The sequence below is a fragment of the Exiguobacterium acetylicum genome (genome assembly GCF_022170825.1).
Taxonomy (GTDB): domain Bacteria; phylum Bacillota; class Bacilli; order Exiguobacteriales; family Exiguobacteriaceae; genus Exiguobacterium_A; species Exiguobacterium_A acetylicum_B.
Window position 1 is genome coordinate 2,820,653 of record NZ_CP081878.1, and the last position, 23,268, is coordinate 2,843,920.

22 protein-coding genes are annotated in these 23,268 nt (G+C 48.5%); 8 read left to right on the forward strand and 14 right to left on the reverse strand.

Annotated elements, in window-relative coordinates; all coding sequences use genetic code 11:
* Positions 1 to 519: 519 nt before the first annotated feature.
* The 14 genes from wecB to prfA form a co-directional block, all read right to left on the reverse strand.
* Complete coding sequence (wecB, locus tag K6T22_RS14635) at positions 520 to 1,653, reverse strand: non-hydrolyzing UDP-N-acetylglucosamine 2-epimerase (RefSeq protein ID WP_238237991.1); 1,134 nt, start codon at positions 1,651 to 1,653, stop codon at positions 520 to 522.
* Between the two features lie 125 nt (positions 1,654 to 1,778).
* A complete protein-coding gene (upp, locus tag K6T22_RS14640) occupies positions 1,779 to 2,408 on the reverse strand; it encodes a uracil phosphoribosyltransferase (protein ID WP_058704132.1) in 630 nt (209 codons plus the stop codon).
* Positions 2,409 to 2,480: 72 nt separating this feature from the next.
* Positions 2,481 to 3,437, reverse strand: a complete 957-nt coding sequence (locus K6T22_RS14645; protein ID WP_238237992.1) for a plant Invertase/pectin methylesterase inhibitor family protein — start codon at positions 3,435 to 3,437, stop codon at positions 2,481 to 2,483.
* Positions 3,438 to 3,589: 152 nt separating this feature from the next.
* Positions 3,590 to 4,258 (reverse strand): ABC transporter ATP-binding protein, encoded by a 669-nt coding sequence (locus tag K6T22_RS14650; RefSeq protein ID WP_238237994.1) that lies wholly within the window; start codon positions 4,256 to 4,258, stop codon positions 3,590 to 3,592.
* A complete protein-coding gene (locus K6T22_RS14655; protein WP_238237995.1) occupies positions 4,255 to 5,283 on the reverse strand; it encodes an ABC transporter permease in 1,029 nt (342 codons plus the stop codon). The genes K6T22_RS14650 and K6T22_RS14655 overlap by 4 nt, the downstream gene beginning before the upstream one ends.
* A 75-nt stretch (positions 5,284 to 5,358) precedes the next feature.
* Positions 5,359 to 6,714: a sensor histidine kinase gene (locus K6T22_RS14660; protein ID WP_238237996.1), complete on the reverse strand. Its 1,356-nt coding sequence runs from the start codon at positions 6,712 to 6,714 to the stop codon at positions 5,359 to 5,361.
* The gene (locus K6T22_RS14665) at positions 6,711 to 7,379 is read right to left on the reverse strand and encodes a response regulator transcription factor (RefSeq protein ID WP_238237998.1); all 669 of its coding nucleotides are present in this window, start codon (positions 7,377 to 7,379) and stop codon (positions 6,711 to 6,713) included. The genes K6T22_RS14660 and K6T22_RS14665 overlap by 4 nt, the downstream gene beginning before the upstream one ends.
* Before the next feature lie 75 nt (positions 7,380 to 7,454).
* Positions 7,455 to 8,714 carry a serine hydroxymethyltransferase gene (glyA, locus tag K6T22_RS14670; RefSeq protein ID WP_050676955.1) on the reverse strand — a complete coding sequence of 420 codons (1,260 nt, stop codon included), beginning with the start codon at positions 8,712 to 8,714 and terminating at the stop codon, positions 7,455 to 7,457.
* Between the two features lie 111 nt (positions 8,715 to 8,825).
* On the reverse strand, positions 8,826 to 9,365 hold the full coding sequence (locus K6T22_RS14675; RefSeq protein ID WP_238237999.1) for a TIGR01440 family protein: 540 nt from the start codon (positions 9,363 to 9,365) through the stop codon (positions 8,826 to 8,828).
* Positions 9,365 to 9,805 carry a ribose 5-phosphate isomerase B gene (gene rpiB, locus K6T22_RS14680; RefSeq protein WP_050676957.1) on the reverse strand — a complete coding sequence of 147 codons (441 nt, stop codon included), beginning with the start codon at positions 9,803 to 9,805 and terminating at the stop codon, positions 9,365 to 9,367. The genes K6T22_RS14675 and rpiB overlap by 1 nt, the downstream gene beginning before the upstream one ends.
* A 5-nt stretch (positions 9,806 to 9,810) precedes the next feature.
* Positions 9,811 to 10,326: a low molecular weight protein arginine phosphatase gene (locus tag K6T22_RS14685; RefSeq protein WP_023469513.1), complete on the reverse strand. Its 516-nt coding sequence runs from the start codon at positions 10,324 to 10,326 to the stop codon at positions 9,811 to 9,813.
* Positions 10,327 to 10,343: 17 nt separating this feature from the next.
* Positions 10,344 to 11,342: an L-threonylcarbamoyladenylate synthase gene (locus tag K6T22_RS14690; protein WP_053454411.1), complete on the reverse strand. Its 999-nt coding sequence runs from the start codon at positions 11,340 to 11,342 to the stop codon at positions 10,344 to 10,346.
* Positions 11,339 to 12,187: a peptide chain release factor N(5)-glutamine methyltransferase gene (gene prmC / locus K6T22_RS14695; RefSeq protein WP_238238000.1), complete on the reverse strand. Its 849-nt coding sequence runs from the start codon at positions 12,185 to 12,187 to the stop codon at positions 11,339 to 11,341. Before prmC ends, K6T22_RS14690 begins: the two co-directional genes overlap by 4 nt.
* Positions 12,187 to 13,245: a peptide chain release factor 1 gene (gene prfA / locus K6T22_RS14700; RefSeq protein WP_238238001.1), complete on the reverse strand. Its 1,059-nt coding sequence runs from the start codon at positions 13,243 to 13,245 to the stop codon at positions 12,187 to 12,189. The genes prmC and prfA overlap by 1 nt, the downstream gene beginning before the upstream one ends.
* Before the next feature lie 156 nt (positions 13,246 to 13,401).
* Here prfA and K6T22_RS14705 point away from each other — a divergent pair, with 156 nt between their 5' ends.
* From K6T22_RS14705 to treP, 8 genes are all read left to right on the forward strand, one after another.
* A complete protein-coding gene (locus K6T22_RS14705) occupies positions 13,402 to 13,770 on the forward strand; it encodes a GntR family transcriptional regulator (RefSeq protein ID WP_023469524.1) in 369 nt (122 codons plus the stop codon).
* A complete protein-coding gene (locus K6T22_RS14710; RefSeq protein ID WP_238238002.1) occupies positions 13,764 to 14,630 on the forward strand; it encodes an ATP-binding cassette domain-containing protein in 867 nt (288 codons plus the stop codon). The genes K6T22_RS14705 and K6T22_RS14710 overlap by 7 nt, the downstream gene beginning before the upstream one ends.
* Positions 14,623 to 15,597: a hypothetical protein gene (locus K6T22_RS14715; RefSeq protein WP_238238003.1), complete on the forward strand. Its 975-nt coding sequence runs from the start codon at positions 14,623 to 14,625 to the stop codon at positions 15,595 to 15,597. Before K6T22_RS14710 ends, K6T22_RS14715 begins: the two co-directional genes overlap by 8 nt.
* A 171-nt stretch (positions 15,598 to 15,768) precedes the next feature.
* Positions 15,769 to 18,582, forward strand: a complete 2,814-nt coding sequence (locus tag K6T22_RS14720; RefSeq protein ID WP_238238004.1) for a sensor domain-containing protein — start codon at positions 15,769 to 15,771, stop codon at positions 18,580 to 18,582.
* Between the two features lie 199 nt (positions 18,583 to 18,781).
* Positions 18,782 to 20,140 (forward strand): alkaline phosphatase, encoded by a 1,359-nt coding sequence (locus tag K6T22_RS14725; protein ID WP_238238005.1) that lies wholly within the window; start codon positions 18,782 to 18,784, stop codon positions 20,138 to 20,140.
* A gap of 11 nt (positions 20,141 to 20,151) precedes the next feature.
* Positions 20,152 to 20,799, forward strand: coding sequence for a DUF4352 domain-containing protein (locus K6T22_RS14730; protein ID WP_238238006.1), 648 nt, complete (start codon positions 20,152 to 20,154; stop codon positions 20,797 to 20,799).
* A gap of 128 nt (positions 20,800 to 20,927) precedes the next feature.
* Positions 20,928 to 21,635: a trehalose operon repressor gene (treR, locus tag K6T22_RS14735; protein WP_238238007.1), complete on the forward strand. Its 708-nt coding sequence runs from the start codon at positions 20,928 to 20,930 to the stop codon at positions 21,633 to 21,635.
* A 180-nt stretch (positions 21,636 to 21,815) separates the two neighbouring features.
* Positions 21,816 to 23,255: a PTS system trehalose-specific EIIBC component gene (gene treP / locus K6T22_RS14740; RefSeq protein WP_238238008.1), complete on the forward strand. Its 1,440-nt coding sequence runs from the start codon at positions 21,816 to 21,818 to the stop codon at positions 23,253 to 23,255.
* The last annotated feature ends 13 nt before the right edge of the window (positions 23,256 to 23,268 follow it).

The window sequence follows — 23,268 nt, forward strand, 5'->3', positions numbered from 1 at the left end:
ACAAAACCGTTGAATAGTAACGTTATATCGTGCCTGTTCAACCGAAACAAGACCTCTAAAATTGATTTGTGTCGATTTTGTGAAAAAACAATTTTTGTTCACAATTGTAAACGCTTCCGAATCGGGATGTAAAAACACCTTTGACATCTGTTTGTAACAATGTATTTCAACGATTTCCATTTTTTCAATCGTGAGGTGCGTCACAGCTTGAATCTTCATCGTTTCCTTTCCAGTTTCAAGGTCATCTGGTTTTACATTTTCTAAACAAATGGGCTGAATTTAGCGGAATTGGTAAGATTTAAAGATATTATTCCCCTAAATCAACTATTGCGATTAAACGAACTTCGAGACATAACAAAGAATCGCTTATTTCACGCGACTCCTACAGGAAAAAGCACGAGTCTTCGTGCTGTCAGAGACAAGTGAGACCCGACTCCTCGTCTAAAGACGAAAGAGGCGCGGCTCACGTCTCGTCTGAGGAAAGCAAGTGAATACAAGCGATTCGAGGATAATCGTTTTTTATTGCGTGAGTAACGGTGCCGGTGCTTCCCCTTGACCGAAGTGATGCAAAATTGCTTGGACGATCCGTTCGGATGCATGTCCGTCTCCGTACGGATTTGAGGCATGCGCCATCTCTTGATAAAGCGCTTCGTTCGTCAAGAGTTCTGTTGCCATCTGATAAATCGTCTCTTCTTCCGTTCCGGCAAGCTTTAACGTCCCAGCCGCAATCCCTTCTGGACGCTCTGTTGTATCTCGTAAGACAAGCACTGGTACTCCGAGTGACGGTGCTTCTTCTTGTACCCCACCGGAATCAGTCAAGATTAAGTGAGCACGACTCGCGAAGTTATGGAAATCGAAGACATCAAGTGGCGCAATCAACGAAATTCGATCATGCCCTTCAAAGACAGTCTTTGCTGCTTCCTGAACGACTGGATTGAGGTGGACCGGGTAGACGACGTGCGTATCCGGAAACGTATCGACGAGGCGGCGGATTGCTCGGAACATCTGATGCATCTTCTCTCCTTGGTTCTCACGACGATGCGCCGTCATCAAGATCAATTTCCGGTCCCCGACCGTCTCGAGCATCGGATGGACGTAATCGGTTTGAACTGTCGTTTGCAGGGCATCGATCGCTGTGTTCCCCGTGATGTAGACACCCGCATGACGATTTTCGGACGCGAGATTCGCCGCCGCTTGCGCCGTCGGAGCGAAATGTAAGTCCGCGAGCGTCGACGTCAACTGACGATTGACCTCTTCCGGAAACGGAGAATATTTATTATAGGTGCGCAGTCCCGCTTCGACGTGACCGACCGCGATTTGATTGTAGTAGGCAGCAAGGCTTCCGACGAACGTCGTCGTCGTGTCGCCATGGACGAGGACAAGATCCGGCTTGATTTCTTTCATGATCGCATCGAGTCCTTCGAGACCACGTGTCGTGATATCAACGAGTGTCTGACGTTGCTTCATGATATTCAAGTCGTGATCCGGTTCGATCTCGAACAGTTCGAGCACTTGATCGAGCATCTCGCGGTGCTGGGCAGTAATCGTAACATGAACATCGAATGCAGGGTGTTGCTTCAGGGCATTGACGAGCGGTGCCATCTTAATGGCTTCCGGTCGTGTCCCGAAAATCGGCATGACTGTAATCGGCATGGTGACTTCCTCCTTTTTTCCTTTTTTCATTAAAGCATATTTCAGCAGCCTTGCGCAGTTTACGAAATAGCAACGAAAAAAGCCGCAGAGCATCGTCTGCGACTTTTCCATGTATCTTACTATTTTTACTTCGTTCCGAAGAGACGGTCTCCTGCATCACCGAGTCCTGGGACGATGTATCCGTGGTCATCCAACTTCTCGTCAAGCGCTGCGAGATAGATGTCGACGTCCGGGTGTTCTTCTTGAACGCGTTTGACGCCTTCAGGTGCTGCACAGAGACATGCGAGCTTGATGCTCTTTGCCCCTTGTTTCTTTAACGAGGAGATGGCGTCTGCCGCCGAACCACCTGTCGCAAGCATCGGGTCAACGACGACGAAATCACGTTCTGCGACGTCTGTTGGAAGCTTGAGGTAGTATTCCGTTGGCTCGAGTGTCTCCGGATCACGATAAAGACCGATGTGACCGACTTTAACGTTCGGCATCATGCGGAGCATTCCGTCGACCATACCGAGACCAGCGCGGAGAATCGGGACGATCCCGAGTTTCTTGCCTTCGATCATCTTCTGCGTCGTCTTCGTGACCGGTGTCTCGATCGCGACATCTGTGAGTGGAAGGTCACGTGTGAGTTCATATGCCATCAATGAAGCCACCTCGTCGACAAGTTCCCGGAATTGTTTCGTTCCTGTTTCGACTTTACGCATGATCGTCATCTTGTGCTGAATCAATGGGTGATCAAATACATGTACTTTACTCATTGTTTGCATCTCCTCTCCATTCTCTTTTCGCATTGTACTCTAAAAGCGCACTGCTTGGGAACTGTTTTTTCGTCAATCTCCGAGTGTACTCTTACCTGATAGAATCGCTTTCGCAGCGTAAGACCATTCATTGTCAGGTTGTTTCGCGAGTTCTTGCAAGGTCGCACGATAGTCACCTTTTTTATATTTTTGTTCATAAACAGCTTGCATCCAAAGAACATCACTCATATAACCAGACTTCGGAAAATCTTCCTGGTAAGCAATATAATCTGCCTGCGTCGTCTGCTTCAACTTCCCTGCGGCAATCAACTTATAGAAGCGTGCCATACCTGCTGTCTCTTTATTCGTTAGGACAGGTCCAGTCAGAACACTGTTCGCTTGTTTATAGTCTTTTGCTTGAACGGCAGCGACTCCTTGTTCGAGTGCATCTTTCGCAGGCAGCTTTGTTTCCTTCGTTTCGGGTGAAGTTTCCTTCTTTTCTGGCTTGATCGCCTTCGCCTTCTCTTGCTCACTTGCTAGCTGTTCATTTTTCTCTTTTAATCGTTCGACTTCCGTTTGCAGTGCTGCGAGTTGTTGCTCGACCTCTGTCTGTTTCGTCGCGACGGGTGTCACCGGTTCGTCGTCTAATTGTGTCCAGACGAGACCAAGACCGATGATAGCGACTACTCCACCGATCCACCATGGATTCAGTTTGCCGAGTCGTTTCCAGTCTTTCAGTTGTGGATGATTCTGAACGGTCACGGGAAACGATGCCAATCGTTTCTGGGCAAGACGTTTCCCACCTGCTTTTCCTGCGATCGCTAGACGATAACGATAGACTTCCGCTGGCATCGGTAACGTCTTCCACTGTTCAAAACGAGCATCCGCTTGTTCATAGAATCCCGCCTGTTGCATGATGACGATGGTTTTGAAATCTTCGAGCATCCGTTGATATTCCCGGCGTTCATGGCTTTTATGTGTAAACCATTCCGTTAGTCGTTCGGTCTGAATGGCTTGAAGTTCTGATTGGATCAAGGCTGATAAGTTCACATTTATTTCCACCTTTATCTTTTTTTACTACGGTTAAGTATAGCAAAGATAACGCTTCCGCAAATGGTCCGTTTCCCCTATCTTGTGGACAAAATATCAAAAACTCTATTGTTCCCTTACGCGTTGTCGCAAGAAAACAATAGAGTAGTGAGTTAACTATGAGAATAGGATTGAAATGCTTCCGCTTCTGTGATGTGTCCATCTTCAATTCGCCAAATCCGGTCACAGACGTCAAGCATCCGTTCATCATGCGTGATGACGATGACCGTCTTGTTCGAGACGTGTGCTTGTTGTTGCAACAACTCCATCACTCGGCGTCCGTTCGGGTAATCGAGACTTGCTGTCGGTTCATCCGCGAGTACAAGCCGTGGATCATTCACGAAGGCTCGTGCAATCGCAACCCGCTGGCGTTCACCGCCTGATAAGGCATGTGGTAGGTGATCTTTTCGGTGCTCGAGTCCGAATACAGCGAGTGCTGCCGTCGCGTCAACTGATCGTCCGGCTTCCTTCGCGACGAGTTCGAGTTGTTCTCCTGCCGTCAAAAACGGAACGAGATGCGATTCTTGGAAGATGAATCCGACTTCTTCTAGTCGTAAGCGACGACGTTCCGCGTCGGTTGCTTCACTGACACATGTATTGTCAAAATAAACGGCACCATTCGTTGGTGTCTGCAATAAACCGAGTAACTGGAGCAGCGTACTTTTCCCACTACCGCTCGGTCCGACGAGGGCAATCAACTCACCCGCTTCTGCTTGTAGGTTGATGTCATGCAGAACCGTCATCTCACCATAACTTTGCTCAATCTGTTCTAATCGAATCATCCGTTCATTCCTCCCATCGCGTCTGCCGCCTCTAGTTTCTTAACCATCCGTAACGGAACGAGTGCTCCGAGGATTGCCGTGACGAGTAAGATTCCGCCGTATATCAGGCTAGTCGTCCATTCAAAACGGAACGGAAGATCGCTTGGGAGGAAACGACTCGTCAAATAAGTGATCGCAACACTAACTAAAAACGCAAGGCTCGTCAGGATGACGACTTGTACGAGCAGACTCATTCCCATCGTCCGGGTCCGGATACCGATTGCTTTTAAGACACCGAGTTGTTTCATTTTCTGCATCGTCAAGATATAGAAAAATGCGGTCAGGATCAACGCCCCGATGACGACGAGTGCGATGCGCATCATCTGAAAGGAATTTTGCTCCGCTGCGTAACCTGGTACGTTCTTAACGACTTCTTGTTTCGTAAACAGCGATTGATCCGTTTTAAGTGATTGACCGATGTACGCTGAGACATATGATGTCCCCATCTTTGACTGCCACGCTTGCCATGATTCATCCGTCATCCAAAGGACAGGGGCATGACTATAACGACCGTCTGTTACCGTACCGGCAATCCGGAACGTCTCTTTCGTCCGAAAATCAGTGATCGTATCGCCGACACGTGTTCCCCGTTGCTCCGCGTATGCGGCATCGACGAGAACTTCGCCTTTTTGTAACGACTGCAACTGTTTTGGACCGTACTGTGTCGCTTGCGGTAAAGCAAAGACCGTGACATCATCCTTTGTTCTATTCTTTTTCTCAAGCACCATGTTCTGGACGCCGAGCGCTTCCGCCCCCTTCGGTGTCTCGTCCACCTTTAGGAATGAACGGGTCAGCTGCCCTTCTGCATCTTTACTCAGCGCAAACTGCTCGACCGGCAGATTACGGACGGCAGCACCGTTGTCATAAGCCAGTCCATCCGCAAGTCCGGTAATCATCAAAATCAATAAAACGATCAACATCGTCACGATCGTCATCCAACTGAATCGCCCTTTCATCCGGACGAGTTCTTTCCATCCTAATTTCATTGCGTGATCCCTCCTGTATGTTCGCTACAGGATTGATGATACGACTGCAATATGAACGGAACATGAACGAACGCATCATGCGCGTAAAAAAGTCAACGTCACGGTCAGACCGGATGCATTAGACGACAAGCTCGCATCCCCACCGAGTTGACGCATCGTCTCTTTAACGATTGCAAGACCGAGTCCCGCCCCGCGCGACGTCCGGGCAACATCGCCTTGGTAAAAACGTTCGAAGGCATGTGCAATCTGTTGTTCGGTCATGCCTGGTCCTTCGTCCTGGATTCGGACAATGACCTGATCCGCCTGTTCTTGCGCTTGAATGTGAATCGTCGCTCCTTCTGCCGAGACCGAGACGGCGTTTCGAACGACGTTCTGAAAGACGTGTTCGAGTGCACTGGCATCTGCTTGAATCTGCAATGTCGTTGGTACGTCAAACGCAACCGCAATCCCTTGCTCATCCAGCTGAAAAGCAAGTGTTGTTAGTGTCGCCTCTAGACTCGTGCGCAGATCGAGAGCTTGCCGCTTGAATCGGCGTCCTTCATCGAGCTTCGCTAAGATCAACAGTTGACGCGTCAACTCCGACATTCGCTCCGCTTCTTGTTGAATGATCGCCCGTTTCGTAACGTCTTCTCCCGTCACATTGAGTTGTCCCGCATATCCTGAGATCGTCGTGAGCGGTGACTGAAATTCATGGGAGACGTTCGCAACGAACCGGCGTCGTTCTGTATCAGATGCTTCGACTGCCGTTGCCATCTCATCGAACCGGCGAGACAGCTCACCAATCTCATCGCGCGCCTTCGTTCCGACCCGGATTCCGTAGTCCCCGTCCGCCATCTGTTCCGTTGCTTTTGTCAATCGACGGATTGGACGAACGAGATACCGGATCGAGAAGACGAGCAGGAGGAAGCTGATGACGACAAGCAGACCGAGAAACAGACCAACGAACAGATGCAACTCACGGATTTGTCGACTCAAGTCCGGACGAACGAACATCGCATCCGTTCCTTGCGCCGTCTTGACCGACGTCCCGTACGTATTGATGACTTCGTTATCGAATAGACCGAGCAGGAAAAGATGGAACGGATATTCACGCATTCCATAGTACGGTTGACCGTTCTTCACTTGCTCGACGACTTGATTCGAGAGGGCTTCATCACGAAAGGCGTTTCCGTAACGCTCAATCCCGTCATCGGTTCGCACATACAGTTGAAATCCGGTCGCCTGCAACATTTGATAAAACGATTCCGTTTTCCCATCCCCATGCGTCTCGTAATAATCGATCGCTGTCTCGACCGCTTCCTCGACTTTTTGGCTATAGCTGTCCTGCCAGAATGAATAGTAGGCCATGTTACTGATTAAAAGTGCCAGCAGTGCGGACACGAGTAGAACGACACAAACGAGACCAACGATCTTCGTATAGAGTGATCTCATGCGTTCACCTCTAACCGATAGCCGAGTCCGCGCACCGTCTCGATCTTCACTTGCTTCGTTTCCTTCAAGCGTCCACGGAGTCGTTTGATGTGGACATCAATCGTCCGGTCATCCCCCATGAAATCAAGACCCCAAACGTGTTCGATCAATTCCTCGCGGCTGAAGACCCGTCCCGGAAAACTGGCCAACTGATGTAATAATTCGAATTCGCGCCGTGGTAACGTCCACTCGGTTGACTGAATCGTGACGAGCTGACTGCGTTTATCGATCGTGACGTCTCCGAGATGCAGAACGGGTTGCGCCGCTTTTTGATAGCGCCGAGCAACAGCATGGAGCCGAAACAGCAGTTCTTCTGGATCAAACGGTTTTGTGATGTAATCATCGGCACCTGCCGCAAAACCATCTCGCTTATCTGTCAGTTCGCCGAGTGCCGTCAGTATCAAGATCGGGATATCCCCGTTTTGCCGCAACTGCTCGCACAGGACGAGACCGGTCTGACCCGGAATTAAGACGTCGAGTACTGCTGCTTCGAACGTCATCGTCTCAATCCACGCAAGCGCCTCGTTTCCGTCTGCTGTCGCTTGTACGGAATGTCCGTCGGCTTGTAACGTCGAACAGACAAGTGCTTGAATATGTGGGTCATCTTCTACGACTAAAATATGCATCGTACTCCTCCTTTTTTAGACAAACAAAAAATCCCCTTCCCCTTCTCATAATGAAAAGGACGAAGGGGATGACGATCATCCGCGCTCTGGGTAGAGTGGGAAACGACCTGTCAAGGCAACGACACGCTCGCGTGCTTGTGCGAGAACGTCGGCTTCTTCTGGGTGGTTCAAGACGAGTTCGATCAACTCGGCGATTTCTTTCATCTCTGCTTCTTTAAAGCCGCGTGATGTCATCGCTGCCGTTCCGATCCGGATACCGCTTGTGACGAACGGGCTCGCTGGATCGAACGGAATCGTATTCTTATTAACTGTGATACCTGCTTCGTCAAGCGCGTGCTCTGCAAGTTTCCCTGTGATACCGAGTGGTTGCAAGTCGACGAGGAGCAAGTGATTATCCGTTCCGCCTGAGACGATCCGGAGACCACGCTTCGTCAATTCTTCACCGAGAACTTTTGCGTTCGTGACGACTTGACCGATGTAGTCCTTGAACTCTGGTGCAAGTGCTTCACCGAATGCAACAGCTTTTGCAGCGATGACGTGCATGAGTGGACCACCTTGGATTCCTGGGAAGATGGCTTTATCGATTGCTTTCGCGTGCTCTTCTTTACAGAGGATCATTCCACCACGTGGACCACGCAACGTCTTATGCGTCGTCGTCGTGACGAAGTGGGCGTGCTCGACTGGGTTCGGATGCAGACCAGCTGCGACGAGTCCCGCGATATGCGCCATGTCGACCATCAAGTAAGCACCGACACTGTCCGCGATTTCACGGAAACGTTTGAAGTCGATGACGCGCGGATACGCCGATGCGCCCGCGACGATTAATTTTGGTTTGTGCTCTTCTGCTAATTTCGCGACGACGTCGTAATCAATCATCTCTGTCTCTTGATCGACACCGTATTCAACGAAGTTATACTGGACACCGGAGAAATTGACGGGACTACCGTGCGTCAGATGGCCACCGTGTGACAGATTCATCCCGAGGACTGTATCGCCCTGTTCAAGAATCGTGAAGTAAACCGCCATGTTCGCTTGTGCACCAGAGTGTGGTTGCACATTCGCGTGTTCTGCACCGAAGATTTCCTTCGCGCGGTCACGTGCGAGATTCTCAGCGAGATCGACGTACTCACAGCCACCATAATAACGGCGACCTGGATAACCTTCTGCGTACTTGTTCGTCAAGACGCTGCCTTGTGCTTCCATGACAGCTTGCGAGACGAAGTTCTCGGATGCGATCAATTCGATGTTATCGCGTTGACGACCTAGTTCCTGGCGCATTGCCGAAAAGAGTGCCTCATCTTGTTGTTTCAGATACGTAAGCGGTGTTTGTTCCATCTGAATTCCCCCATTTCATTTCGATAGACCTATCTTAACACGAATGTTTCATTCCAGGCATCCCCCAAAACAACATCAAAAAAGCAAGGGGTGCGCAACCCCTTGCATCAATCATTCGTATTTAGCACGTGCTCCACCGATCAATTTCGGTCGTGTCACGGCTGCTGTCACGTGTGCCTCACCAATTTCTTTATGTGGCAAACGCACTGGAATCGCAACAGCCTTCAAATGCATACCGATGAACGTGTCACCGATATCAATCCCGGCATCTGCCTGAATCGTTTCGACGACGACCGGTGCCGAGAACCGCTGATAGGCAGCGCTCGCCATCGATCCACCGGCTTCTGGAACGGGAACGACGGTTACTGGATCGAGTCCAAGTCGCTCTGCCGTTTGTCGCTCAAGCGTCAACGCCCGGTTGATGTGTTCACAGCCTTGGAAGACGAGATCGACTTGATGCGAACGACGGAAGGCATCGAAGACGTCGAACAACGCGTCCGCGACTTCTGGTGAACCGGCTTTGCCGATCTGTTTACCGATGACTTCACTCGTCGAACAGCCGATCACGAGCAATTTTCCTTTTAAGGAAAATCGTTCATCCAGAGCGTTCAGTGCTTCTTCTAAATCGTGCTGGATGCGTGTTACGTCCATTACTTCACCTCATAATCTGAGATTTTGCAAACGCGGTTCTCATGACGTCCGCCTTCGAATTCCGTTTCAAGCCAAAGTTGTGCGATCTCACGAGCCAGTCCTGGACCGATGACGCGTTCGCCCATCGTCAAGATGTTCGAGTTGTTGTGTTGACGCGTCGCTTTCGCACTGAACGTATCATGGACGAGTGCTGCTCGGATGCCCTTGACCTTGTTCGCTGCGATACCGATTCCGATTCCTGTGCCACAAATCAAGATACCACGATCGAACTCTCCGTTCGCGACTGCCTCAGCGACAGGAATCGCTACATCCGGATAATCAATTGAGTCGGACGAATACGTACCGAAGTCCGTATATTCGATGCCGAGCTCTTGTAAGAGGTCGTTGATTTCTGCCTTTAACTTAAAACCGCCATGATCCGCGCCGATTGCTACTTTCATCTTTACTATTCCCCCGTTTGTTTAGGTTGTTTTTTCGGAAGTTTCCGTGTATCCGGAGCTTTTCTTCCGTTTCCGTTCTGCGTCAATTTTAACACAAGACGGTTGACGAGGGGTTCGAGTTCATTGCGTACTTGCCGGTAGACGTTCATCGATCCGCCGTACGGATCGTTGATGTCCCGTTCAAGCCCTGTCACGTATTCATATAAGGTGAACGTCCGTTCCTTCAGTTCCGGATAGCGTTCACCGACTTCCTGCTTGTGCTGACGCGTCATCGTCAAGATGATGTCGGACCAACGTCCGAGTACATCATCAAAGACTTGCGTATAGTGCTCGAGTTCGATCCCGCGCTCGCGTAACACTTGTAATGCATTCTCGGACGCATCGAATCCTTGCATCGAACGTAGTCCTGCTGAACGGACGTCAAATTCCTGATCAGCGACTTTCGAGCGTAGTAACGCCATCGCCATCGGGCTACGGCATGTATTTCCTGTACAGATGAATAAAACGCGACGTGTGCTCATCTCCGTATCCTCCTTCTTCAAGGGCGAATGACCCGACCACCTGCTGCTTTATGGAGGCGGTTGCGGACCGCAAGCCCCACCCCTTCTTCTGATAGGTCTCGTACAAAAATCTGATCCACCGTCGTCTGATCAAATCGCCGTAAACAATCGTAAAGACGTTGTGCCGCCGTCTCCATCGAATTACCAAGGGAGCAGCGAACATCTGCGTCGACGTCCTCCCCATCAAACAAAAGAACGCCCGTCTTGTGTCCGGTTTGTCGTGCATCATCGATGAGTTGCTGTAAGAATGAGAGATCCCCCTCGACGACGGACAGTGTTGCTTCCGGCGCATAGTGGGTATATTTCATCCCGGGTGCCTTCGGTGTAACATCTTTCATCGATAAGGCAGGATCGAGTGTGACAGGGCCGATGATTGTCTCGATTTGTTCGCGTGTCACGCCACCCGGTCGTAAAATCGCCGGCGGCATCATCGTACAATCGATGACAGTCGATTCGACCCCGATGCCCGTTTCCCCTCCATCGACGATCGCAGCGATGCGTCCCGAGAGGTCATGCGCGACGTGCGCAGATGACGTCGGTGAAGGTTTTCCGGAACGGTTTGCACTCGGTGCTGCGAGACCCAACCCTGTCGCCTCAATTAACTGAAGCGCGAGTGGATGGTCTGGCATCCGTAATCCGATCGTATCTAGTCCTGCTGTGACGAGTGTGGATGCGGTGCCGTTCGATTCGAGGATGATCGTCAAGGCTCCTGGCCAAAACGCCTCCATCAAACGAGCCGCGACATCTGGAATGTGCGTGACGAACTGATGTGCCTGTTCTACGGATGCGACATGGACAATCAACGGATTGTCGGAAGGTCGACCCTTCGCGGCGAAGATTCGCCGAACAGCCGCTTCGTTCGTGGCGTCCCCTGCGAGACCATAGACGGTCTCGGTCGGCATCGCTACGACCTCTCCTTCCTGCAACAACCTTACTGCTTCATCCATTGTCTGTAAGTCAATCATTTCCGTCTTCACGCTGTACAATCCTTTCGTTCCGCATACACGATACGGTCTTTACCGTTTATATCTTTTAAAATACCCGTTTCCGCATTTGGATAACGTTCTTTTAACATCATTTGCACTTCTGGTCCTTGATTGTGTCCAATTTCAAACGCAATCAGTCGGAAATCATCGCGTAGGACCCGTCCACTCTCTTCGACGAGACGTCGGTAAAAGACAAGACCGTCCTTACCTCCGAACAGGGCGAGATGTGGTTCATGGTCGAATACGACCTCACTGAGTAATTCTTCTTCCTCGATATAAGGCGGATTCGAGACGAGCACCCGCACGGAATTATCCGCGAGCGGTGCTAGCAAGTCTCCTTCAAGGAATGTCACGTCTCCACCAAGCACTGCTTGATTTTGTTTTGCGACCGCGATTGCAGCTGGTGAAATATCGACGGTCGTGACCGGTTGTTCGAGTTCAAGCGCAAGCGTGATTCCGATCGCGCCACTCCCCGTTCCGATATCAACGATCTGTCCTGTCGTGAACGTCTCATCTTTCAGACGCTCCGTGACGAAGACAATCAATTCTTCCGTTTCCGGTCGTGGAATCAAGACATCCGGTGTGACACTGAAGTCCCGTCCATAAAAGGGCTGATACCCGATTAGATGCTGAACGGGAACCCCGTGAACGTGAGCGAGCAAGTATTCACTGAACCGTAAATGCTGCTCTGGTGTCAATTCATCCGATAAACGGACAAGGAGTCCCGTCCGGTCGACTTCTAAGACGTGCATGAGTAACCATTCGGCACTCGAACCCTCTCGTCCTGCTTGTTCCATCATCGTTTTTGCATCATTTAGTCGTTTTGCGATCCGCATCAGTTTGCCGCCTCCGATGCCCGCGCCTGATGTTCCATGACGAGCGTATCGATGACTTCATCCATCTCGCCTTGCAAGATTCGGTCAAGCTTTTGAATCGTCAATCCGATGCGATGGTCCGTCACGCGATTTTGGGCGAAATTGTACGTTCGGATGCGTTCCGAACGGTCACCCGTTCCAACAGCCGATTTCCGTTTCTCATCGTATTCAGCTTGCTGCTCGCGTTGAATTTTATCGTAGACGCGCGCACGCAAGACCTTCATCGCTTTTTCCTTGTTCTTGATTTGCGACTTCTCATCCTGACAGCTCGCGACGATCCCTGTCGGCACGTGCGTGACACGGACAGCGGACTGTGTCGTATTGACGGACTGTCCACCTGGGCCACTCGACGTGAATGTATCGACCCGGACATCTTTGTCGTGGATTTCGACTTCGACGTCTTCTGCTTCCGGTAACACCGCAACCGTTGCGGTCGATGTATGAATCCGTCCGCCGGATTCCGTCGACGGGACACGTTGCACGCGGTGTGCCCCGTTCTCGTATTTCAGCTTCGAGTAGGCGCCCGTTCCTTTGACGATGAAGATGATCTCTTTGTAGCCACCGAGTTCGGTATAGCTCGCATCGATGATCTCAATCTTCCAGCTCTGTTTCTCCGCGAACTTCGAGTACATCTTAAAAAGATCCCCGGCAAACAAGGCTGCCTCATCTCCCCCTGCCGCACCACGAATCTCGACGATAACGTTCTTATCATCGTTCGGATCCTTCGGTAATAATAAAGCCTTCAGCTTAGCTTCGAGTTCTTTGATCTCCGGCTCAAGCATCGCGACTTCTTCCTTTGCAAGGTCGCGCATCTCCGGATCCGTCAACATTTGACGTGCCTCTTGATAAGCCTCCATCTTCTCACGATAGACGCGATACGTCTCAACAGTCGGAGCAAGTTGTGCCTGCTCTTTTGAGACCTCACGCAATTGATTCGTATCATTAATGATGGCTGGATCAGCCAACATATCATTCAGTTTTTCATAACGGTCCTCTAAGGCACTCAATCGATCCAACATCTCGGTCATCCTTCCTGGCGATTCTTCTGTCGTCAGTATAGCAAATATTGCGATCGTTGGCGTAACCGTCTTCTCGAAAAGAAGCATTGACAGATTGGTATCCTCTTCCTATAATTGGTGTATTAATTGAATTAGTACACTTAAGGAGGTGAAGAAATGTTCACCGTCGATCCGAAAAGTCCGTTACCGATTTACGAACAGTTGGTGACGCAAATCATCCGCTCGATTGCCCGTGGTCTACTCCGCTCTGGCGAACAGATGCCATCTGTCCGTGAACTTGCCGGTACACTCCTTGTCAATCCGAATACTGTCTCCCGTGCTTATCAGGAACTCGAGAGCCGCAACTTCATCGTCACGATGCGCGGCAAAGGCTCCTTCATCTCAGACATCCCCCTCAGTGAAGTCAAACAAGCCGCTATTCAAGATCCACTCATCCGACTTTGTTCCGTCGCCGACGAACTCTCTATTTCAAACGAAGAACTCTATCAACTCATCTTACACATAAGGGAGGATTCCTCATGTTGATCGTTTCTCATTTAACGAAACAAATTGACCGTACCATGATTTATGAAAATGCATCCTTCACCCTTCCAGCAGGAACGATTACTGCCTTGATCGGTCGTAATGGCGCCGGAAAAACGACATTACTCAAAACACTCGTCGGTGCCCTTGAGCCGACACGCGGAAAGGTCGAATGGAACGGCGAGTCGATCCACCACGTCCCAAAGACGCGGGAACACCTCTTTCTCGTTCCAGACTCCGTCTCCGTCTACCGTCAGATGACGCTCGGTGAATTGATCAACTTCTATCACGCGTTCTATCCGAACTTCGAGAAGACGTATATCGAAAACTATTGTCGCTCCTCGAATCTCGATCGTGGACGTCGCGTGACGTCCTTATCGAAAGGACAAGCACAATTGTTCCTTCTCCAACTCGCGTTTGCGACGAATGCACCTGTCTTATTGCTCGATGAACCGACCGATGGACTTGACCGGATTAATAAACGTGATTACTTAAAACAACTCGTCTCGTTGCTCGCGGAGCGCCAAACTGCCGTCTTGATTGCCTCACACCAACTTGAGGAACTTGATTCACTCGCTGATCGCGTCATGACGATCGAAAAACACCTCGTCCGCGAACCGAAGGCACTCGATGATGCCAAAGCTAGCATGCAGAAGTGGCAAGTCGTCTATGAAGATGTTCCAGAGCTCGGTCATGCCGATCTCCACGTCTTATCCCAAACCGGTCGGGTCGTGACATTGCTCGTCTTATCCGATGCAGGCGCGCAGTATCTTGAAACGACGAATCCTCTATTAAAGGATGCTTTGCCGGTGCAGATGGAAGATTACTTCTTAGGGACATTTGGAGGGAAACGACATGGTTAAGCAATTGATCCGCTATCACATCAAGCAAGGCATTTGGCCGCTCGCTTGTTTCATTTTACTGGCGATCTTCAGTTATGGATTTGGGAGTTATACAATCATCAATGACTTTGAAACATATGAAGTCTCCTATCAAACAGACTCGCTCCAAGCTGTCCTCGTCAGTCCGTTCTTCGCTGGGTTCGCTGCCATCCTGATTGCCGTCTTTGCGATTTTGATGCTTGGTTCTGAGCGCGGAAGTGGTCGCAGTCTGATCTTACATGCGTTGCCGTTTCCGAAGGTCTGGCTGTTCTGGATTAAATGGGCGATTGGCACTGTGACGCTAATCGTATTCCCGATCATCGGCTTTTTCGCCAGTTGGTTATTACTGCAAGGATTCGGTATCGATCCGTTTGATTACGTCACTCTCTCATCACTCTTAAAAGATTTTGGTCTGTTCCTTCTATTTGATGTGACGATTTTGACGATCTTCCTGTTCGCTGGAACGATCGCTGGTGATATCATCGGACAACTCTTACTCGGAACGTTCTTCTTGTTCCTGAACTACTTCACGTACTTCAGCATCTATGCCGTCGCTCAGCTTGGTTTTAGCGTCGGCTATGAAGAGCTAGATAAACCACTCAGTTTCCTGATGACGATCACGACGCCATTTGCACTCTTCTTCGAGTACAATACCGAATTTAACATTACCTATGCTGTATTGTTCAACGTGGCTTTAACGATTGCCTTACTGATTTTTGGTAGTCGTCTCTATGTCAAAGGCGCGAATGAACGACTCGGTCGTTTCACGATTTTTCCAAAGCTACACCCAGCACTCATCATCACCTTCTCGATCTATACGACGATTCTGCTTGCCGGTATCATAGGTCTGATCTCATCTGAGAATCAGTTCCTCTACTGGCTCGCGATTGCAATTCTCGCATGGCCGACATTTAGCTCCTATCGTCGGATGATCGGATGGAGTCGCTAATATCATATGTTTTAACCGGAGTTTATTCGACTCCGGTTTCTTTTTTGTTAATCTACTGTATTAAATTGTATTTATTTCAAAATCATACAAATGAAGATTTCAAAACCAAATAATTGTTATATAATAAAAATGTACAATATATTTTGAATACTCTATCGAGGGGGGATTTCATTGCCGCTAAAAAAAGGATTATCAACACTTTTTTCTCCAAAAAAATCCTCTTCTAATGTACTGTCCACAACATCGATTGATGCAAACTTCATCGAACATCATCCGGACGCTGTTTATACATTAGATCTTTCAGGCGTCACTACGAGTCTGAATGAAAAAACAACGTTGTTACTTGGTTATACAAAACATGATTTGTTACGCCACAAGAATGATTTCATTCATCCTGATGATCACACCATTGCAAACGAATATTTCCAAGAAGTCTTACAAGGAAAAAGCGTCAACTACATCGTTCGTGTTCGTCACGCATCTGGTCATTACCTAGAGATGCTCATTGCTAACATTCCAATTTTTGATCAGGGACTCATCGTCGGGGCTTACGGTATTGCTCGAGATATCACCCAAACACGTTTACTGAAGTCGAAAGTAGAATCGATTACTTTCGATCATCAACTCGTCGAGAGTCTCCCAGGCATCGCGACTGCCACCTTCAATCAAGCAGGCTATTTGTTACGCTTCTCTCATTCATTTGGTCAGTTACTTGGTATTTCTAATCGTCAATTGGACCGTTTTGATAAGAAGAGCATTTTGCGTCTGATTCATCCAGAAAATTTAGACGCATTTCAAGCTTATTTAGATATCCTTCGTTTTCAACAAACAACCGAACCTCTTGAAATCGAGACTCGTGTCTTGCATTCACAAGATGGTTATCAAGATGTCTTTTGTCGGTGTGCGTATCGTAATCCAGAAGACGGCGAAAATGCCGAAATTACATGCGCCATTTATAATCTTTCCGATCACAAACAATTAGATCAGCAGCTTCATGACGAACGTCATAAGCTTTCCACGTTCCAGCAAGTTGCTACAAGTGCCATATATCGTTTTAATCTATTGGATCAAAAAATCGATTTTTCCACGCAAGGCTTTGAAAATTTATTCAAAGGATTGCTGTCCGAGTATAAAACACGTCCCATCGAATGGTTACAAAACATCGTCGTTTCGGAAGACCAGACGAAACTCGAATCAGCACACGCTAGAATTTTAACCGGTCACGATGTTGAAATCGCATATCGTATCCGTACTAATGATTCATTATTTTGGATTCTTGAGAACCGAACTCCCTTGCGAGACGAGATGAATCGCATCATTGCCTACCAAAGCGTCGTCCAAGACATTACGCAATTAAAACATCAGGAAGAACGTATTTTCCAATTAGCCATGCACGATCCAGTCACTGGACTACCAAACCGTGCACTTGTCCTTGAGCAACTTCAACACTGGATTGATACATATGAATGCTTCAGCGTCTTTACAGTAAGCTATAACTTACTTCGTTCCATCAATCATGATTTTGGTTATAAAATCGGAGATCGTTGGTTAACACAGACTGCAACGCGTCTTTTGAATCATTTATCTAAGGAGACTTACGTCGGTCATTTATATGGAGACGAATACATCGTCTTGCTCCCCCATCTTGTCAGCGAATCTGATATTCAGACCATCTGCCAAACCTTTCTCCGAAGCTCGAAGGAGAAAATAGCAGTGGATTCCTATGAGTGGTATCCTTCGATGACAATCGGTGTTAGCCGTTACCCGGAAGACGCTTCTCAGCCGGACGAATTGATCAAAGCAGCTAACATTGCACTTGGTCGTGCGAATACGAATTCTTACAGCGTCTATTCTTCTACTTACAATATCGAGACGTATAGAAGACACCAACTTCAAAATAGCCTACGTACTGCGATTCGTCGTGATGAGTTGTTTTTAGAATACCAACCTAAAGTAAATGCGTGGTCTGGTATCATCGTTGGTGCGGAAGCACTTGTACGCTGGCAACATCCTGAGTGGGGGCGTATTCCTCCAAACGATTTCATTCCTTTGTCTGAAGAAAGTGATATGCATATCTTGATTGCAGACTGGGTGCTTGAAGAAACCTGTCGTAGTATAAATCAATGGGTACTAGCAGGTCTTCCAGCTGTTCCTGTCTCCATTAATGTCTCTCCAAAGCGCTTGATGTATGGAAACTTCGCTGAGACGGTTAAAGAAACATTGCGTCGATTCGATGTCTCACCTGGAATGCTTGAAATTGAGATTCTTGAAACAGATGTACTCTTTGATAACACAAAAATTCATCAATCATTACAGATGCTGAGTGCTATGGGGATTCGAATTGCACTTGATGACTTTGGAAAAGGTTATTCTTCTATTTCTTATCTACAGCAGTATCCAATCGATACGATCAAAATTGATCGGCAATTCGCTACGTCATTGGCACATGATAAAAAAACACAATCAGTCGTCCGAAGTGTATTATTCATGGCAAATGAATTCGGAATGGATGTCATTGCTGAAGGGGTTGAAACGATGGAGCAGTTGCATTATTTACGCCAGCTAGACTGTACGACGATTCAAGGATATCTGTTTAGTCGCCCTCTCCCGAAAGGAGAGTTTGAATCTGTTCTAAAGGAACGTCAAGTCAGCGCTATTGAGGCGATGAGTGTTACCGCCAACCAATTAACAGTGACTGCTGCAATCACGATTCACCGTTTGAAAGGAAAACAAATTCATGTTGGCTATACGGATATCCTGATTTCCAAAGGGACTTTGCATTCCGTTTCCTTCTATTCATCACTTCATCTTCCAATCAACGAAGAAATTGAACTCGCTTTAAAAATCAACGATCATATTCTGATCATCCAACCAACGCAGGCATTTGAGCTCGAGAATGGACTAACAGAGTATGAATGCAGTTTCATGGATATGAAAGAGTCCCATTATATATTCGAAGCGATGCAAGGACTGAAACAACGCTAATGGGTCGAGAAATTCAAATTATTTTCAATGAAGCAGTGGACACACATGTTCACTGCTTCATTTGAGTTAAAAACCTCTTGTCATCGATTCTTCACAAAGCTTTACAAACGATAAACATGGATTTCACATTCCACCCGTAAGGTGGAGTTTGTAGGTCGTATCGATCGTCAAACCCATCACCTTTCGAGGAGGAACCATCATGAAATTAAAACGTATCATCCCGATTTTTGCCTTATCGACACTTTCCCTCAGTACGATGTTCTCAATGCCAGAAGCTGAAGCGAAGACAAAACCTGTTAAATCACCGGAAATCCGGAACGTCATCTTCTTGATCGGCGACGGAATGGGTGTCTCGTATACATCAGCCCATCGTTACTTAAAGAATGACCCATCGACACCGGTCGCTGAAAAAACAGCGTTTGACCAATACCTCGTCGGTCAACAGATGACTTATCCAGAAGATCCGAAAGAAAACGTCACCGATTCCGCTTCCGCAGCAACGGCGATGTCATCTGGCGTAAAGACGTACAATGCAGCGATTGCTGTCGATAACGATAAATCGGAAGTCAAGACCGTCCTCGAAGCGGCAAAAGAACGCGGTAAATCAACAGGACTCGTCGCAACATCTGAAATCACGCATGCGACACCTGCTTCGTTCGGTGCTCATGATGAGAGCCGGAAGAACATGAACGCCATCGCAGACGACTACTTCAAGGAACGCGTCAATGGGAAGCATAAAATCGACGTCATGCTCGGTGGCGGGAAGTCAAACTTCGTCCGTCCGGATGTCGATTTGACGAAAGCGTTCAAAAAAGACGGGTACAGTTACGTCACGGACCTCGATCAAATGCAAGCTGATAAAAATAAACAAGTCCTTGGTCTGTTCGCAGATGGTGGATTACCAAAACGGATCGACCGCGAAAACTCGGTCCCATCGCTTGCTCAAATGACGAACTCTGCCATCAAGCGACTCGACTCGAATAAAAAAGGATTCTTCCTGATGGTCGAAGGAAGTCAAGTCGACTGGGCTGGTCATGATAATGATATCGTCGGCGCCATGAGTGAGATGGAAGACTTCGAGCGGGCATTCAAAGCCGCAATCGCCTTTGCGAAGAAGGATAAACATACACTCGTCGTCGCAACGGCTGACCACTCAACAGGCGGATACTCGATCGGTGCGGATGGCATCTATAACTGGTTCGCTGAACCGATCAAAGCAGCAAAGAAAACACCTGACTTCATGGCGCAAAAAATCGTTGATGGTGCGGACGTCCGCAAGACGTTGACGACGTATATCGATCAAGACAAACTCGCCTTAACGGACAAAGAAATCGATAGCGTCTCCCGCGCTGCTGAATCGAAGAAATTACTCGAGATTGATAATGCGATCGAAGAAATCTTCAACGAACGCTCGCATACAGGCTGGACGACAGGTGGACATACAGGTGAAGACGTACCCGTCTATGCGTTCGGTCCTGCCAAGGAACGTTTCGCGGGACAAGTCGACAACACGGATCACGCGAAAATCATCTTTGATCTCTTGAAATCGAAAAAATAAGGAGAATGTTCATGAAACAGATACTTGCTACTTTGATGCTCGGGACGGTGCTCGCAGGTTGTGGCACTTCCGCATCACAAGACACGCCGAAAGAACCATCGTCTGCGAAACAGGAGCAGCCGGTATCGCTTGAAAAAACAAGCGCCTATGTTCCGAACCCGCAAATTCCAGACGATCGTGAACTAACAAAAATCGATCAGACCGTCACGGATGATAAGGGTGACCTGACGCTTAAACAATTCAAGCGAGTGAACGAAACGCAAAAGATTGGTCCAATCGAGATGACGATCGAAGAAGTCAAAGTATTTCATGCGCGTCCAAGCTATGGCATGATTGATTTCTTCCATGGTTTCACGCACGATGAATCTTTTGATTTGATCAAGACACGCGTCACGATCAAGAACACAAGTGATGAACCGGTCACGTTCAATCCGGTCGCCCATTTTAAACTCGATGCCGCGACCGAAAAGACACTTGAGGACGACGTCTATCTGGAATCGCTCGCGAAGACGTACGCTCCGTCCGAGTCACGGAGCGGTAACTTCGGCTTCATTTTAGAACGACCGGTTGATTCGATCGAGCTCTTGACGAGTGACGTCCTCGATGAAAAACAAGATGTCCTCAAAAAAGGCACGACGTTTTCGACATCCCTTCGTTGAATGTCATTTCTGCTTCTACGCTCCATCTATTTTCCGGTCATGCCCGGATCATAGGTGGAGCTATTTTGATGCCTGTAATCGTTCCATGCTACACTAAAAGCACTATTTGAATGCAAAGGACGGATGATATGCCGAAGTATTTAAACATCTACCATGAGCTCGCGCAACGTATCCAGGAAGGAACGTTACCTGCTGAGACGAAGTTGCCGTCAGAAACGAAGCTGATGCAGGAGTTCGAAGCGAGCCGCGGTACGGTCCGAAAAGCGATTGATGCCCTACAGGAAAAAGGCTTCGTCCGCAAACATCAAGGAAAAGGTGTCTTCGTCTTGTCGCAAGAAGCAATCGAGTTCCAGTTCAATGGTATCGTCAGCTTTTCGGAAGCACATCGCCGGATGGGGCGTCATACTGTTGAGACGGATGTCCTCTCATGCGATGTCCTCTCAGCCTCCTCCGAGCTCGCTTCGCTATTACATGTTGCAGAAGGAACAGACGTGACTCGCGTCGAGCGGATCCGTCGAATTGACGGTGAACGTGTCATTCGTGACATCAATCATTTTGTGACCGATCTCGTACCCGGTTTAACGAAATCTATTGCTGCTGGCTCGATTTATCACTACATCGAGGAGACACTCGGACGCCAAATCAGCTACGCGAAGCGAAAAATCGAGGCTCGTCCTGCGACAGCTGAAGACCGGGAACGACTTGACCTTCACGATATGACCCACGTCATCGTCGTCACGAACGATACGTACTTCTATGAAGGACAGCATTTCGAACGGACCGAATCGCGCCATCGTCTCGATAAGTTTCAGTTCACTGATATTGCCCGTCGTTGAATACACGATGATCCAAGAGGGAATCCGTACATGACGGGTTCTCTCTTTTTGTTCCCTTAACTTATCTATATAAGTTCTTGACCTACTTATATAGATAAGTTAAGATAAGTGTGCGCAGATAAGAAAACGTTTTCATTTCAATAGGTGTCGAGTAGGTCACTTCCAAAAAGGAGCATCGAGATGAAACCAAACTATCGTCAAATTGCAGAGCAAATCATTGAGAACATCGGGGGCAAGGAGAACGTCGAACAGGCGGCTCACTGTGTCACTCGTCTTCGTTTAACGCTTAAAAACCAAGAGCTCGTCGACCAAGACGCTTTGCTTGAAGTCCCACTCGTCAAAGGAGCGTTCTTGAATGCGGGTGTCTATCAAATCGTCATTGGTGCTGGAGATGTCGACCGGGTCTATGCTGAATTCATTCAATTGACCGGCTTGCAGGCGACGACGATCGCAGACGTCAAGTCGTCCGGAGCGGCAAAGATGAATCCGTTCCAAAAGTTAATCAAAGTCTTTTCTGACGTCTTCATGCCAATCATTCCCGCCATCATCGTCGCTGGTCTCCTGATGGGGATCAATAACCTGTTCGGCATCGAGTTCGGTGGTAAGACGATGATTGACCGTTATCCGAACTTACAAGGACTCTGGGATTTAATCAATATGATGGCAAACACTGCCTTCGTCTTCCTCCCGGCACTCGTCGGTTGGTCGGCAACGAAACGCTTCGGTGGAAGTGAGATTCTCGGGATCGTCATGGGTCTGATGCTCGTTCACCCAGACCTCTTAAACGCTTGGAACTACGGACAAAGTGCTCTAAAAGGTGAAATCCCGACGTTCAATATCCTCGGTCTCTTTGAAATTGAAAAAGTCGGCTATCAGGGACAAATCCTCCCTGTACTTGCAGCCGCATATGTTCTCAGTACGATTGAACGTTGGCTTAAACAACGGGTACCGAATGCGATTCAATTACTCGTCGTACCGATTACGACGATCACGTTGACGGGCTTCCTTGCTCTTGCCGTCATCGGACCGGTCACACGTCAAGTCGGTGACTGGATTACGATTGGTGTCGTTAATACGTTCGAAGCTGTTCCGTTACTTGGTGCCTTACTCTTTGGTGCACTCTATGCTCCGCTCGTCATCACCGGTATGCACCACATGTTCATCGCTGTCGACTTACAATTGATCGGACAAAGCGGAACGACGTTCATCTGGCCGATGATCGCGATTTCGAACATCGCTCAAGGTTCAGCAACGCTTGCGATGCTTTTCCTCGCGAAAAACGTCAACGATAAGAACATGGCATCGACATCGGCACTCTCTGCTTACTTCGGGATCACGGAACCCGCCATGTTCGGTGTCAATCTCCGGTTCAAGTATCCGTTTTACGCGGCACTCGTCGGCTCAGCGATTGCGTCTTCCTTCATCGCCGTCAGCGGTGTTCTTGCTCCTGCGATTGGTGTCGGTGGATTACCTGCTTTCATTTCGATCGTACCAGGCTCGATTCTATCGTTCATCGTCGGTATGGTGATCGCGATCATCGTTCCTGTTGCCTGTACGTTCTTGTTCCACTATGTCTCAACGAAACGCGCAAAAAAAGCTGCCCTGAAAAAAGCAGCGTAATTCTAGAAAGGTG